The 13,705-nt window shown below is 58.4% G+C and carries 15 protein-coding genes; 5 read left to right on the top strand and 10 right to left on the bottom strand.

Features of this window, described 5'->3' with window-relative positions; translation table 11 throughout:
* Positions 1–39: 39 nt before the first annotated feature.
* The 3 genes from aspS to AC1RL4_RS09585 form a co-directional block, all read right to left on the bottom strand.
* Positions 40–1,815, bottom strand: a complete 1,776-nt coding sequence (aspS, locus tag AC1RL4_RS09595; protein ID WP_018926502.1) for an aspartate--tRNA ligase — start codon at positions 1,813–1,815, stop codon at positions 40–42.
* A gap of 122 nt (positions 1,816–1,937) precedes the next feature.
* Positions 1,938–2,159 carry an FmdB family zinc ribbon protein gene (locus tag AC1RL4_RS09590; protein ID WP_010457489.1) on the bottom strand — a complete coding sequence of 74 codons (222 nt, stop codon included), beginning with the start codon at positions 2,157–2,159 and terminating at the stop codon, positions 1,938–1,940.
* A 136-nt stretch (positions 2,160–2,295) separates the two neighbouring features.
* Positions 2,296–2,634: a ribbon-helix-helix domain-containing protein gene (locus AC1RL4_RS09585; protein WP_019581482.1), complete on the bottom strand. Its 339-nt coding sequence runs from the start codon at positions 2,632–2,634 to the stop codon at positions 2,296–2,298.
* A 463-nt stretch (positions 2,635–3,097) separates the two neighbouring features.
* Here AC1RL4_RS09585 and AC1RL4_RS09580 point away from each other — a divergent pair, with 463 nt between their 5' ends.
* Positions 3,098–3,700, top strand: a complete 603-nt coding sequence (locus tag AC1RL4_RS09580; protein ID WP_028939415.1) for a cold-shock protein — start codon at positions 3,098–3,100, stop codon at positions 3,698–3,700.
* Between the two features lie 60 nt (positions 3,701–3,760).
* Here the strand turns inward: AC1RL4_RS09580 and AC1RL4_RS09575 are convergent, their stop codons facing one another.
* The 3 genes from AC1RL4_RS09575 to AC1RL4_RS09565 all read right to left on the bottom strand — a co-directional run bounded on the left by AC1RL4_RS09575 (position 3,761) and on the right by AC1RL4_RS09565 (position 4,736).
* Complete coding sequence (locus tag AC1RL4_RS09575) at positions 3,761–3,970, bottom strand: SlyX family protein (protein ID WP_019581483.1); 210 nt, start codon at positions 3,968–3,970, stop codon at positions 3,761–3,763.
* Positions 3,971–3,973: 3 nt separating this feature from the next.
* Complete coding sequence (locus tag AC1RL4_RS09570) at positions 3,974–4,399, bottom strand: HIT family protein (protein WP_007933275.1); 426 nt, start codon at positions 4,397–4,399, stop codon at positions 3,974–3,976.
* Between the two features lie 103 nt (positions 4,400–4,502).
* Entirely contained in the window at positions 4,503–4,736 is a 234-nt protein-coding gene (locus tag AC1RL4_RS09565) for a hypothetical protein (RefSeq protein WP_155954628.1), read from the bottom strand.
* Positions 4,737–5,297: 561 nt separating this feature from the next.
* On the opposite strand from AC1RL4_RS09565, the gene AC1RL4_RS09560 reads away from it, so the two are divergent.
* On the top strand, positions 5,298–6,653 hold the full coding sequence (locus tag AC1RL4_RS09560; RefSeq protein WP_019581485.1) for an OprD family porin: 1,356 nt from the start codon (positions 5,298–5,300) through the stop codon (positions 6,651–6,653).
* A gap of 141 nt (positions 6,654–6,794) precedes the next feature.
* On the opposite strand, the gene AC1RL4_RS09555 is transcribed toward AC1RL4_RS09560, so the two are convergent.
* A complete protein-coding gene (locus tag AC1RL4_RS09555) occupies positions 6,795–7,637 on the bottom strand; it encodes a mechanosensitive ion channel family protein (protein WP_230175469.1) in 843 nt (280 codons plus the stop codon).
* 136 nt (positions 7,638–7,773) lie between these two features.
* Entirely contained in the window at positions 7,774–8,259 is a 486-nt protein-coding gene (locus AC1RL4_RS09550; RefSeq protein WP_018926510.1) for a YajQ family cyclic di-GMP-binding protein, read from the bottom strand.
* Between the two features lie 140 nt (positions 8,260–8,399).
* On the opposite strand from AC1RL4_RS09550, the gene AC1RL4_RS09545 reads away from it, so the two are divergent.
* From AC1RL4_RS09545 to AC1RL4_RS09535, 3 genes are read left to right on the top strand one after another with little or no spacing between them, the layout of a single operon-like run.
* Positions 8,400–9,317, top strand: a complete 918-nt coding sequence (locus AC1RL4_RS09545) for a putative 2-dehydropantoate 2-reductase (protein ID WP_028939416.1) — start codon at positions 8,400–8,402, stop codon at positions 9,315–9,317.
* A gap of 45 nt (positions 9,318–9,362) precedes the next feature.
* Complete coding sequence (locus tag AC1RL4_RS09540) at positions 9,363–11,399, top strand: sensor histidine kinase (RefSeq protein WP_028939417.1); 2,037 nt, start codon at positions 9,363–9,365, stop codon at positions 11,397–11,399.
* A gap of 2 nt (positions 11,400–11,401) precedes the next feature.
* The gene (locus AC1RL4_RS09535; RefSeq protein WP_019581489.1) at positions 11,402–11,983 is read left to right on the top strand and encodes a cob(I)yrinic acid a,c-diamide adenosyltransferase; all 582 of its coding nucleotides are present in this window, start codon (positions 11,402–11,404) and stop codon (positions 11,981–11,983) included.
* A 50-nt stretch (positions 11,984–12,033) separates the two neighbouring features.
* On the opposite strand, the gene AC1RL4_RS09530 is transcribed toward AC1RL4_RS09535, so the two are convergent.
* Together AC1RL4_RS09530 and AC1RL4_RS09525 are read right to left on the bottom strand one after the other, a co-directional pair.
* Positions 12,034–12,978: a Nudix family hydrolase gene (locus AC1RL4_RS09530; protein ID WP_019581490.1), complete on the bottom strand. Its 945-nt coding sequence runs from the start codon at positions 12,976–12,978 to the stop codon at positions 12,034–12,036.
* The gene (locus AC1RL4_RS09525; RefSeq protein WP_493119559.1) at positions 12,975–13,607 is read right to left on the bottom strand and encodes a glutathione S-transferase family protein; all 633 of its coding nucleotides are present in this window, start codon (positions 13,605–13,607) and stop codon (positions 12,975–12,977) included. The genes AC1RL4_RS09530 and AC1RL4_RS09525 overlap by 4 nt, the downstream gene beginning before the upstream one ends.
* Positions 13,608–13,705 lie beyond the last annotated feature (98 nt).

The raw sequence follows: 13,705 nt of genomic DNA, 5'->3' as shown, positions 1-13,705 counted from the left end.
AAAGGCGCATCCCAAAAGGATGCGCCTTTGCGGTCAGCTTTACTCTGCCTTTGGCGTTTCGCGCAGACGAATGTGCAGTTCGCGCAACGCCTTGGCATCTACCACGCCCGGAGCCTGCGTCATCACGTCCGCAGCACTCTGGGTTTTCGGGAAGGCGATCACTTCACGGATCGACTGGGCGCCGGTCATCAGCATCACCAGACGGTCCAGACCGAAGGCCAGACCACCGTGCGGCGGCGCGCCATATTTCAGGGCGTCGAGCAGGAAGCCGAATTTCTCTTCCTGTTCCGCTTCGTTGATACCCAACAGACGGAACACCGACTGTTGCATTTCCTTGCGGTGGATACGGATCGAACCGCCACCCAGCTCGGTGCCGTTCAGGACCATGTCGTAGGCGCGGGACAAAGCGCCGGCCGGGTTGGCTTCCAGCTCTTCAGGAGTGCACTTCGGCGCGGTGAACGGGTGGTGCAAGGCGCTGAAGCTGCCGTCGTCGTTCTCTTCGAACATCGGGAAGTCGACGACCCACATTGGCGCCCACTTGCAGGTCAGCAGCTCGAGGTCATGACCCAGCTTGATCCGCAGCGCGCCCAGGGCTTCGCTGACGATCTTGGCTTTGTCGGCGCCAAAGAACACGATGTCACCATCGACCGCACCCACGCGATCGAGGATCACGTTCAGGTTGGCTTCCGGGATGTTTTTCACGATCGGCGACTGCAGACCTTCAACACCGGCAGCACGCTCGTTGACCTTGATGTACGCCAGGCCCTTGGCTCCGTAGATGCCGACGAACTTGGTGTAATCGTCGATCTGCTTGCGCGGCATGCTCGCCCCGCCTGGAACGCGCAAGGCGGCGATACGGCATTTCGGGTCATTGGCCGGGCCACTGAACACCTTGAAATCGACTTCCTTGAGCTGATCGGCAACATCCACCAGTTCCAGCGGGTTACGCAGGTCTGGCTTGTCGGAACCGTAGCGGCGCATGGCCTCTTCGAAGGTCATGTGCGGGAATTCGCCGAATTCCAGACCCAGCACTTCCTTGAACAGGTTGCGGATCATGCCTTCGGTCAGGCCCATGATGTCTTTTTCATCGAGGAAGCTGGTCTCGATGTCGATCTGAGTGAATTCCGGCTGACGGTCGGCACGCAGGTCTTCGTCGCGGAAGCACTTGGCGATCTGGTAGTAACGGTCGAAGCCGGCCACCATCAACAGCTGCTTGAACAGCTGAGGCGATTGCGGCAAGGCGAAGAACGAACCGGCGTGAGTACGGCTCGGCACCAGATAGTCACGCGCGCCTTCCGGCGTTGCACGGGTCAGGATCGGCGTCTCGACGTCGAGGAAACCGTTCTCGTCCAGATAGCGGCGGATGCTGGTAGTCATGCGCGAACGCAGACGCAGCTTCTCGGCCATTTCAGGGCGACGCAGATCAAGGAAGCGATAACGCAGGCGGGTTTCTTCGCCAACGTCGGAGAACTCGTTCAGCGGGAACGGCGGGGTTTCCGATTCGTTCAGCACTTCCAGCTCGTAGCCCAGGACCTCGATCATGCCCGACGCCATGTTGGCGTTGGTTGCACCGGCCGGACGCAGGCGAACCTTGCCGGTGATCTTCACGACGTACTCGCTGCGCACGCGATCGGCGGCGGCGAAGCTCTCGGCACGGTCCGGATCGAACACCACCTGGGCCAGACCGTCACGATCACGGATATCGAGGAAAATCACCCCGCCATGGTCACGGCGACGGTGAACCCATCCGCAAAGGGTAATTTCCTGGCCTTCCAGGCTTTCGTTCAGTTGGCCGCAATAATGGCTGCGCATCATGGTAGTGGTTTCACTTCTCGTAATTCGAAATTCGGGTGGAGGTCTTACCGCACCACCGCACTTGAATAAGGTGCCAGATGATGCAAGAGCTCGCGCGTGTCGTTCAACCCGGGCGCTAGACCCTAGTCAGCTTTGTCGCCACCGGCCAGATTTTTCTTGGAACCGGTCTTGAAGTCGGTTTCGTACCAGCCGGTGCCACTGAGGCGGAAACCGGGCATGGACAGCATCTTTTTAAGCTCTGGCGCCTGGCAGGCAGGGCAGTCGACCAGCGGTGCTGCGCTGATCTTTTGAATGGCTTCCAACTGATGACCACAGGAAGCACATTGGTAATCGTACATCGGCATGGGGGTTGTCTCGGCGATCAGATTGCTACCGCGCATGCAGGGCTTTGCGGCAAAGAGCGGGATTATATCCATTAAATGCTGCCTGTGCAGCCGTAAGACTGCACAGACCGACACTCGACTCATTCAGCTGCTCTCGCTAAGCCATGACGGGGCAACTGCCCTCCTTCAGGCTGTGCACGACACAGACAACCCGCACCAGCCCGGTGAAGTTTTTCACCCCGCCATGGCGCAAGTGCACCTCACGATCCACATGGGACAACAGCGCGCTGACCGAGCAGCAATTAACCTTGGCCATGTCGCCCAAAATATCCCAATAGACCTGCTCAAGCCGCAAACAGGTCGCAAAACCATTCAAACGCACTGACCGGGATAAGGGCTGGACCAGCCCCATATCGAATTCGCTGACAAGTGAATCAATCCTTATATCCTTGAGTGGACCGATCCTCCCCTCGCCTTGTCTGTCTTCATGAACCATACCGTTGACACTCCTTTGTCATCCTTGCTGCTTGTAAAGGCCATATTCCGTTTCCTTATAAAAGCGCAGGCGCTACGGTATATCCAGATGACTTTATGACCATCAACGTAGGATAAGCCAACAACGGAGGCGCGATCATGGAGCTCGTCCTAGGCCGGACGATTTCCTACGAAAACTGACGCAACATCACTCAACGAAAAGGCGAAAGATCCGAGAAACACAGCGCACGAATCACACTCGGCAGCGTCATCCGCGCACCATGCCAATGGAAACGCCGCCGGACCGCCTGATTTGAGTAGCCGCAGGCTTTGCTGTTAAATAGGCAGTGTGTCGCTACCACCTATTTTCCGGGGGCTGCGCATAGGCTGATATCAGGTACGTGCCCAACGCCTCTTATTGTTCTGAAGCGAACCGTGCTCTATCAGCTCTTCCTTGTGATCCGTCTTAACGTGAGTTAATCAAAATGTTGAAAATCGTCCACCTGCTAATGGGCGCAGCAGCCCTGCTGCTGTCCTTCATCCCTAGCCTGCGATCCGAAGCGGCACCTTACCTGCAACAACCCGATGCGCTGTACCTGGCCTTTTTCGGCCTGCTCAACCTCACCCTCGCGCCTGTTATCCCTTACTGGAACAAAGGCCCGCGTCATCAATTGCAAAACCTGGTCAGCGCCTTGCTGGTTCTGGCTGTCGTGCTGCAAACCCTGACGCTGATCGCCCCGATGCCTGTCATCGCCGGTCAACCTGCCGTTCTGTTCAGCCTGGTCGCTGCCCTGATCGCCGTATTCCTGCACTTGGCCATCAGTTTCTACAAATCTTCACCGACCGCCGCCGCGCCAAGCTATGACATGAGCAACCGCGATACTGGCACCGTCAAATGGTTCAACACCTCCAAAGGCTTCGGCTTTATTTCCCGTGACTCCGGCGATGATATTTTCGTGCATTTCCGGGCGATTCGCGGTGAAGGCCACCGCGTTCTGGTGGAAGGCCAGCGCGTGGAGTTCTCTGTCATGAATCGTGACAAAGGCCTGCAAGCCGAAGATGTGATCGCCGCACTGCCGCGCCGCTGATTCAAGGCTAAAAAAAACCGCGAACAGCTTGGCTGTTCGCGGTTTTTTATTGCCTGTTTCCTAGTAATGGGGCGGTGGCGCCTCTTCTTCTTCAAGCGTCGCAAACTGGCCGGCCATTTCCTCCTGCCGCTTGAGCAACGCCGACATTTGCAATTGCAGACGCTCGACCACCCGCTGCTGCGCCACCAGCACATCATTCAATGCCTGGATGGTGTCATCCTGAAACGCCAGCCGGCTTTCCAGATCGGTAACGCGGTCGTCCAGGCTCATGATTCAGCCCTCCAGAAACTTGAAATCGTCGGTCAATACCAGACGCAGTCGCTCGCGAATCGTCGCGATCTGCTCTGAACTGTATGGCTTGGCCTCCTGTTTGCCCCAGATCGGAGCTGGCCAGGCGGCGTCCTCACGCTTGCGCACAATCACATGCATGTGCAACTGATTGACGACGTTACCCAAGGCCGCGACGTTCAACTTGTCCGCGTCGAAAGAGTCCTTGAGGATTTCCGCCAGCTCAGTCGTTTCCCGCCACAGCTGCTGTTGATCTGCGCCATCCAGCTGAAATATTTCACTGATATCCTCGCGGCGTGGCACGAGGATGAACCAGGGGTAATTCGAATCGTTGGACAGCAGTAACCGGCAGAGCGGGAAATCGCCGATTGGCAACGTGTCTTGTTGAAGTCGTGGATCTAAAGCGAACACAGCGCACACTCCCCTCTGGTCATCTTTTTTCAGCTTAGCGCCCCCACCGAAAGACGGCGCACCAAGCGACAGGACGGCAGCATACCTGCGAACGCCACACGCTTCACGACGAACTGCCGCCAGCACCGTCCTGCGGGCGCGTCGTGATGCGCCATTTTGATTCAGGACGCACCATGACGGAACCGGCCATCACGGAAAAAACGCCGAAACAGCCCATAAACAACGCACCGTTCGAACCCACGGCAAAGCCACCATGCGTGAATTCAGTACAGGAAATAAAATTTTTTGCACCAAAACCGCACAACGCGTCTACGCTCAGTGCGTCAGCATCCGCCAATTACTCACTGGCGGGGTGAACCGGTAACGCTTTTGGTTGTCACCCCCGCAGCTTCGATGTGGTAACCACGATGCAAAGCATGGCGTCAAGCCCACATAAAATGAGCTTGAACCCCCCGGTTTTATGAGGTTTTTACGGCAACAGGCAGGTTTTCGGAAAAAAACAGCAACAGAATTCCGATTTGTGCACGCTTGTTGCATCAACACTCGTATCGTCTATAAGCGCTCCACTGGAAGTGGAAGCCTGAAGACCAATAAAAACAGTGGCAGGGTTGCCCGATGGAGATTCAAGTGCAGGACAAGGGACTCTTTTTTACCGATGCTCAAGCCCTGGAAAACAGCGCTGAAGTTGTCAGTCCGATTGTGTCGGGATTGTGAATTTGCGACATTGATCAAGCCATTTGCGACAGGGTCGTAAAGAAGCTGAAAGGTTAGATGCGCAAGTATCGCCAATAGGGTCGGCGTGATATAAGTTTGCGCCGACACAAAAAGAAAGAGCCGCCCAGATAATAAAACAGGTGGGACGGCAGTACTCTTCTAAAAACCAAAGGAGCAAATCACGATGCGCGTGATGAAGTGGAGCATGATCGCACTGGCAGTTGCTGCAGCAGCCAGTACTCAATTGGCTACGGCCGCACCTTTCGTAAGTGACCAGGCTGAAGCCAAAGGTTTTGTTGAAGACGCCAAGCTAAACTTGCTGCTTCGCAACTATTACTTCAACCGTGACCGGAAAGACGGCGCAAACGACCAGAAAGACTGGACACAGGGTTTCTGGGGCAACTTCAGCTCCGGTTACACCCAAGGTACCGTAGGCGTCGGTGTTGATGCGTTCGGTTATCTGGCAATCAAACTGGACGGCGGCGACGGCACAGGCGGCACGGGCAACATGAGCCGCGACGCCGATGGCCACGTCAACGACAGCCAGGGCAAAGCCGGTGCAGCGGTTAAATTCCGCGTATCCAAAACCGAGCTGAAAATCGGTGACATGCAGCCAAGCACTGCTCCAGTGTTCGCTGTTGGCGGTTCCCGCGTCCTTCCTCAAACTGCCAGTGGTATCCAACTGCAGAGCAGCGAAGTCAAAGACCTTGATCTCGAAGCTGGTCATTTCTACTCGTCGACCAGCCAGGACAAAAACGCTCGTGATGGCGAGCTGTGGGCGACTTACGCTGGCGTACAAGCCAATTCCATCGATTACTTCGGTGGCAAGTACGGCATCACCGACAACCTGAGTGCATCGCTGTACGGCGCCAAGCTTGAAGATATCTGGAACCAGTACTACGCCAACCTGAACTACACCATCCCGATGGGTGGCGATCAGTCGCTGAACTTGGACGGTAATATTTATCGTACTACCGATACCGGCGATGCCAAGGCTGGCGATATCAGCAACACTGCCTACTCCCTGGCAGCCGCTTTCTCGTTCCTGAAAGCGCACACCGTCACCGTCGCCTTCCAGAAAATCAATGGTGATACTCCGTTCGACTACATCGGTGTAGGTGGTCACAATCCTGGCACCAACCGTGGCGGCGACTCGATTTTCCTCGCCAACTCCATCCAGTACTCTGACTTCAACGCCCCTGGCGAGAAGTCTGCCCAGATCCGTTACGACCTGAAAATGGCCGAGTACGGCATTCCTGGTCTGAGCTTCATGACCCGTTACGTTAAAGGCTGGGATATTGATGGCACCGGTCTGGCTGCTAACAGTGTGTACCGCACCTCTACCGGTGACCCACTGTACGGTGAAGACGGCAAGCACCACGAAACCAACCTGGAAGCCAAGTATGTTGTTCAAACTGGCCCAGCTAAAGATCTGTCCTTCCGCATCCGTCAAGCATGGCACCGCGCCAACGCCGACGAGGGTGAAGGCGATATCAACGAGTTCCGTCTGATCGTCGACTACCCTCTGTCGATCTTGTAATTGCGGCTCGTTAGTTCGCGGTAATCAAAAAGGCCCATCTTCGGATGGGCCTTTTTTATTGGCTACAGCATTGTGCTTAAAGGATCGGGGGCTTGCGAAATGTCTGACCAGAAGGTCAGACATTAGTTGAAATACTGATCCTTATACCGCCGCCGATTCCTGCACCACGCGAATAACCCGCTGCGGAAATGGAATATCGATGCCGGCAGTCTTCAAGCGATCGCGCGATTGCTCGTTAAACATGAACATCACATTCCAATAGTCAGCGGTTTTCACCCACACGCGCAGGGAAACTGTAATCGAACTATCGCCCAGTGTGGAAATCACCGCTTCCGGTGCCGGCTCAGCCAATACTCGCGGATCCTTGGCCAGGTCCAGCAACACTTCACGGGCCTTCTGCAAGTCCGCTTCGTAGTCCACACCCACATCAAATACTACTTTGCGGGTCGGCTGACGGTTAGTGTTGGTGATAATGCCGTTCGACAGATTACCGTTAGGCACGATGATGGTTTTGTTATCGCCAGTGCGCAGTACGGTGTGGAAGATCTGGATGCTGTCGACAGTACCGGCAACACCTTGGGCTTCGATCCAGTCTCCGATACGGAACGGACGGAACAACAGGATCAGCACGCCGCCGGCAAAGTTCGCCAGGCTGCCCTGCAGGGCCAGACCGATGGCCAGACCGGCCGCACCGATAGCCGCGACGAAGGAGGTGGTTTCCACACCGATCATCGACGCCACGCTGACGATCAACAGAACCTTGAGGATGATGTTCGCCAGGCTACTGATGAAACCTTGCAGCGCCAGGTCGGCGTTGCGCAACGCCAGCAGGCCGCCCAGTTTTTGCGTGACTTTGTTGATCAGCCACCAGCCAACGGCCAGGGTGATCACCGCCAGCAACACGCGGCTGCCGTATTCCATGATCATCGGAATCCAGGCTTGAGACGCCTTGACGAGGTTGTCCACTTCAGCATTCAAATCCATCTTCTTTCTCCTGATTTCCGGCTACCCGGCACGCAAAAAATGAGCGGCAGAAAGACCGAACCCATAAGGCCCGATCCTTTCTGCCGTTGCTTGGGCCTCGGACGTCGAAATCGCCGAGAGGTTCCCGCTTGAAAGATCAGTCGCGGAAGTTATTGAACTGCAGCGGCATGTCGAAAGTTTTGGCGCGCAGGGCGGCGATGGCTTCCTGCAGATCGTCACGCTTTTTACCGGTGATACGCACCTGCTCACCCTGAATGGCAGCCTGGACCTTGAGCTTGGCATCTTTGACGTGGGCGACGATTTTCTTCGCCAGCTCTTTGTCGATGCCTTCCTTGAGGACCGCCTCCTGCTTCATCAGCTTGCCCGACGCGTAGGCATCCTTGACTTCAAGGCATTGCACGTCGATCTTGCGCTTGACCAGGGCCAGCTTGAGGATCTCGATCATCGCTTCGAGCTGGAAATCGGCTTCAGCGGTCAGGTTGACGGTCAGGTCTTTTTCCTTGAACTCGAAGCTGCCCTTGCCTTTCAGGTCATAACGACGATCGAGTTCCTTGACGGCGTTCTCGACCGCGTTGGTGACTTCGTGTTTGTCCAGTTCGGATACCACGTCGAACGACGGCATGTAATTTCTCCAATAAAAAGGCGCGCTCGATAACGATGGAGCGCGCTTGGCTTGCGGTTAAAATCGGGCTCATTATAACGGGTCTTTTCCAACCGATACTGCGAGCCTCACATGCCAGCATCAAACCGAGCAAAAAGCTGATGTCGACCCCTTGGCATGTTCTGGGCGCCGGCAGCCTCGGCACGTTGTGGGCCACCCGTCTGGCACGGGCCTCAGTGCCGGTCAGGCTGATCGTACGGGACGCGGCACGCCTGCAGGCCTATCAGGCGGCGGGCGGGCTGACGCTGGTCGAGCACGGCGAAGCGCGGGTGTACCCGGTGCCCGGCGAAACAGCCGACAGCGACGGACCGATCAGCCGTCTGCTGGTGGCCTGTAAAGCCTATGACGCCGTAACAGCCGTGGCCCGGCTCGCCCACCGCCTGACCCCGGACGCCGAACTGATCCTGTTGCAAAACGGCCTTGGCAGCCAGGACGCCGTCGCCGCGCAAGTCCCGCATGCCCGCTGCATCTTCGCTTCCAGTACCGAAGGCGCGTTTCGCGATGGCGACTGGCGCGTGGTGTTTGCCGGTCATGGTTACACCTGGCTGGGAGATGCCGGCCATCCGGTGGCACCGTTCTGGCTGGAGGACTTGAGCGACGCCGGCATTCCCCATGAGTGGAGCACCGACATTCTCACAAGGCTGTGGCGCAAGCTGGCGCTCAATTGTGCGATCAACCCGTTGACCGTCCTGCACGAATGCCGCAACGGCGGTTTGCAGCAACATCAGTGCGAAGTGGCCACCCTGTGCGCCGAACTCACCGAACTGCTGGAGCGCTGCGGCCAGCCGGCGGCAGCCGAAAACCTCCGGGAGGAAGTCGAACGGGTGATCAAGGCGACCGCGACCAATTTCTCCTCGATGTACCAGGATGTCGCCAATCAGCGCCGCACCGAAATCAGCTACCTGTTGGGCCATGCCTGCAAAGTTGCGTCGCGGCATCAGTTGAACCTGCCCCACCTCAATCAATTGCAGCAGCGCTTGATCGCTCATCTGCACAGCCTTGGATTGCCCAGCGACTGAGCAGCGGCTACGCTGGCCACTTGTTCCTTTTCAGCGATGAACCTGATGCCATTGCGCCAGCGCCTTGAAAACCTTCCGGTCGGCCAGAAACTGCTGGCCGCCCTGCTGGTGCTGTTGACCACCGTTTTGCTGGTCGCCAACCTGACCTTTATCAGTGCCGCGTATTACATCTCCCAGGAAAGCATGGCCCCCCAGGCCCTGCAGACTATCGGCCGACTGGTGTCCAACCCGAGCCTGGTGTCCGACGCGCTGAAGTCGCCGCAAAACGCCGAACGCCTGCTCAACGAACTCAACAGTTATTCACCACTGCGTGCGGCAGCCCTTTACGACGGCACGGGTACGCGTCTGGCGCAGCTGCAACACGGCGACACGCTGAACCTGCCAGAACACTACCGACACCTCGAAGCCTGGCAAGCCACGGAGTTTCGCAGCAATCAAGTGATCACCCTGCCCCGCCCCGGCACCGCACCCGGGCATCTGCTACTGGTGGCCAGCAGCGAATTGCCGATGGCGTTCTACACCGGGACCCTGACCGCCAGCCTGGGGATTCTGATCTTCAGCGTGCTGTTGTGGCTGGTGATCGCCCGGCAAATCAAACGCCTGATTACCCGCCCCATCCATCAGCTCGAAGAGCTGTCCCGGCAAGTCACCCGGGAAGAGAACTACGCCCTGCGCGCCTCTCGCGGCAACCACGATGAAATCGGCAGCCTCGCCGAAGCGTTCAACACCATGCTCTCGCGCATCGAGGCCCGGGAGCAGCAGCTCAAGCGTGCCCGCGACGATTCCCAGGCGGCTTACGACCAGGCCCAGGGGCTGGCCGAAGAAACCCGTCACACCAACCGCAAGCTGGAACTGGAAGTTCAGGTGCGGAGCAAGATCGAGAAAAAACTCACCGGTTTCCAAAACTACCTCAATAGCATCATCGACTCCATGCCATCGGCGCTGATCGCCCTCGACGAGCAGCTTTACGTGACCCAGTGGAATCAGGAGGCCAGCGCACTGTCCGGCACGCGCCTGGACGAAGCCTTGAACCAGCCGATCTTTCTCGCCTTCAAACCCCTCAAGCCATTCCTGCCGCAGCTCAAGCAAACCGTCGAGCAGCATACGGTGGCCAAGATCGAACGCGTTACCTGGCCCAAAGACGACGAACCCCGGCATTACGCCCTGACGTTCTACCCGTTGATGGGCGGCGCCGGGCGTGGCGTGGTCATCCGGATCGACGACATCACCCAGCGTCTGTCCCTGGAAGAGATGATGGTGCAGTCGGAAAAAATGCTCTCGGTCGGCGGCCTCGCCGCCGGTATGGCCCATGAGATCAACAACCCGCTGGGCGCGATCCTGCACAACGTGCAGAACATTCGTCGACGTCTGTCCCCCGACCTGCCGAAGAACCTCGAACAGGCCGAGCAAATGGGCATCGAACTGGAAACGGTCAATAAGTACCTGAAAGCGCGTGAAGTACCGCAGCTGCTCGACGGCATTCAGCAGGCCGGCGCCCGGGCGGCGAAGATCGTGACCCACATGCTCAGCTTCAGCCGCCGCAGCACTCGGCAAATGGCGCCATGCGACCTGCCGGCACTGATCGATCAAGCGGTGGAAATCGCCGGCAACGACTTCGACCTGGCCATTGGCTTCGACTTCAAGGGCCAGGCAATCATTCGCCAGTTCGATCCGGCGCTGGGCCCGGTACCCGGCACCGCCAACGAACTGGAACAGGTGCTGCTCAACCTGCTGAAAAACGCTGCGCAAGCCATTCACCAGCGTACAGACGACCGCGAACCGGGGCGGATCATTCTGCGTACAAAACTGAATCCGCCGTGGGCGGAAATCCAGGTCGAGGACAACGGCATCGGCATGAGCGAAAGCGTGCGCAAACGCACGTTCGAGCCGTTCTTCACCACCAAGGAAATCGGTCAGGGCACCGGCCTTGGGCTCTCGGTTTCGTATTTCATCATCACCAACAACCACAAGGGCCAGATGGAAGTGCAATCGACGCCGGGCCAAGGCACTTGCTTCACCTTGCGCCTGCCCTTGTCGGGCACTGCGGTGAACTCTCAAGAACTCAATCAGCTGTCGAGGTAACCATGGGCTTTCGTTTGTCGAAGATTTACACCCGCACCGGCGACAAAGGCGAAACCGGGCTTGGCGACGGCCGCCGGGTGCCCAAGGACCATCCGCGAATCGAGGCCATTGGCGAGGTCGATACGCTGAACAGCCAGGTGGGCGTGCTGTTGGCCGGGTTGGCGGCGCAAAGTGGCGAGTTTCCCGGACTTGGCGAAGTGATCGAGGTATTGGCGCCCTGCCAGCATCGGTTGTTCGACCTCGGTGGCGAACTGGCCATGCCGGTGTATCAGGCACTGAACACGGCAGAAATCGAACGGCTGGAAGCGGCCATTGATGTGTGGAATGAAGAACTGGGGCCGCTGGAGAATTTCATTCTGCCCGGCGGTTCGGCGCTGATTGCCCAGGCCCACGTGTGCCGCAGCCTGGCGCGCAGTGCCGAACGCCGTTGTCAGCAGTTGAATGCGATCGAACCGTTGGCCGGGGTGGGCCTGGCGTATATCAATCGGTTGTCGGATTTGTTGTTTGTGGCGGCACGGTTGATTGCCAAGCGCCAGGGGATTGCCGAGATTTTATGGCAGCCTGCGGCGAAACCTTCAAACTGATCGACTGATCATTCCCACGCGGAGCGTGGGAATGATCACAGCACTGCAAATCAAGCCTCAGGCCAGAACGCCCGAATCCCCGCCACACCTTGTGCGCCCGCTTCCCAGGCTTTCTGCCGCTCTACCGGGCCAACACCACCCAACAAGAACACCGGTTTGCTGAAGCCTTCGATCAAAGTCGACGCCAGCTCCCAACCCAGCGGCTGAGCATCCGGGTGCGTCTGGGTCGGCTGCACCGGCGACAGGGTCACAAAGTCCACGCCCATCTGCTCGGCCAGCGCCAGTTCTTCAGCGTTGTGGCAGGACGCCGCCAACCAGCGCGACGCTGGTAGCGGTCGGCCGGCCGCCGCGTACTTGCGCAACTGCGCGGCAGTGATGTGCCAACCAGCGGAGGGGAAGTCCCCCAGCCATTCAAACGGCCCCTTGATCATCAACTGCGCCTTGCCAGCACACAATCCCGCCGCGTCCACCGCCAGATCGCGGTATTGCGGGTCATAGCCATTGGGCGCACGCAACTGAATCAGCTTGATGCCGCCCGCGATGGCTTTCTGGATACCGCGCAGCAAGGCCGGGGTTTCCAGACCGTCCGGGGTGATCAGGTACTCGCCGGGCAAGCGTGCAGCCGCGACGATCGGCTGGTTCGCGGCCGGAAACTCGTAGTCCAGCAGTTCCCGCGCCGTCACCCAGGCCAAAGGCTGACCTTCGGCACCATGGGGTTCGCCGGTAAACGCCGAGACTTCCCAGACATCCAGCAACACCTGCTTGTCCGGGTAGTCGTGGTGAACCTTGATCAACGGTCGCGCGGTATTGACCACGATGCCCAACTCTTCGTGAAGCTCGCGGGCCAGGGCAGTTTCGACGGATTCGTTATCCTCGACCTTGCCACCGGGGAACTCCCACAAGCCGCCCTGATGCTGGGTGTCGGCACGCCGGGCGATGAGGATCTTGCCGTTGCTATCGCGGATAACCGCCGCGGCCACGTGTACTCGTTTCACTGCCCGACCTCCTCCAGACCTGCCTTCTGCCAGGCCTTGAAAGCTGGCCATTGGTAAATGGTTTCGACATAGGCTGCATCGACCTCGGGCAGCTTCACTTGATAGGTGCGCAGGCGGACGGCGATCGGTGCGAAAAACGCATCGGCCAGGGTCGCGCCACCAAACAGGAATGGGCCGGCTTCAGTCGCGGCCGCACGACACTCAGCCCACAACGCCAGCATGCGCTCGATCTCGGCCTGAACGTCAGGCGGAGTCGGCAACAACGGCGCATTGTGGCTCAGGTCGAACGGCATGTTGCCGCGCATGGCGAAGAAACCGCTGTGCATCTGCGCGCAGGCCGAACGCGCCTGAGCACGGGCGGCGGTGTCTTTGGGCCAGAGGCCGGCATCGGGGAATTGCTCGGCCAGGTACTCGGCAATCGCCAGCGAATCGGCGATGGTGCCGTGTTCGCTTTTCAGCAGTGGGACTTTCCCGGTCGGCGAATGCATGAGCACGCGTGCGCGGGTATCCGGCTGGTTCAGCTTGATCAGTTCTTCGGTGTAGGACGCGCCGGTCAGGTCGAGGGCCAGCGCGGCGCGCAGGGACCAGGAAGAATACAGTTTGTCGCCGATGATCAGGTGGAGGCTCATGTTCGGGCGCCTTTTGGTAAGAGTACAAGCCAGAATCTTTAGCGTCTGGTGGTCGGTCTTCGCGGGCAAGCCTCGCTCCTACAGGTCACACCACCTGT

This window comes from Pseudomonas sp. GW822-FHT07A10 (assembly GCF_058798795.1).
This window is presented reverse-complemented; position numbering and strand designations above follow the sequence as displayed.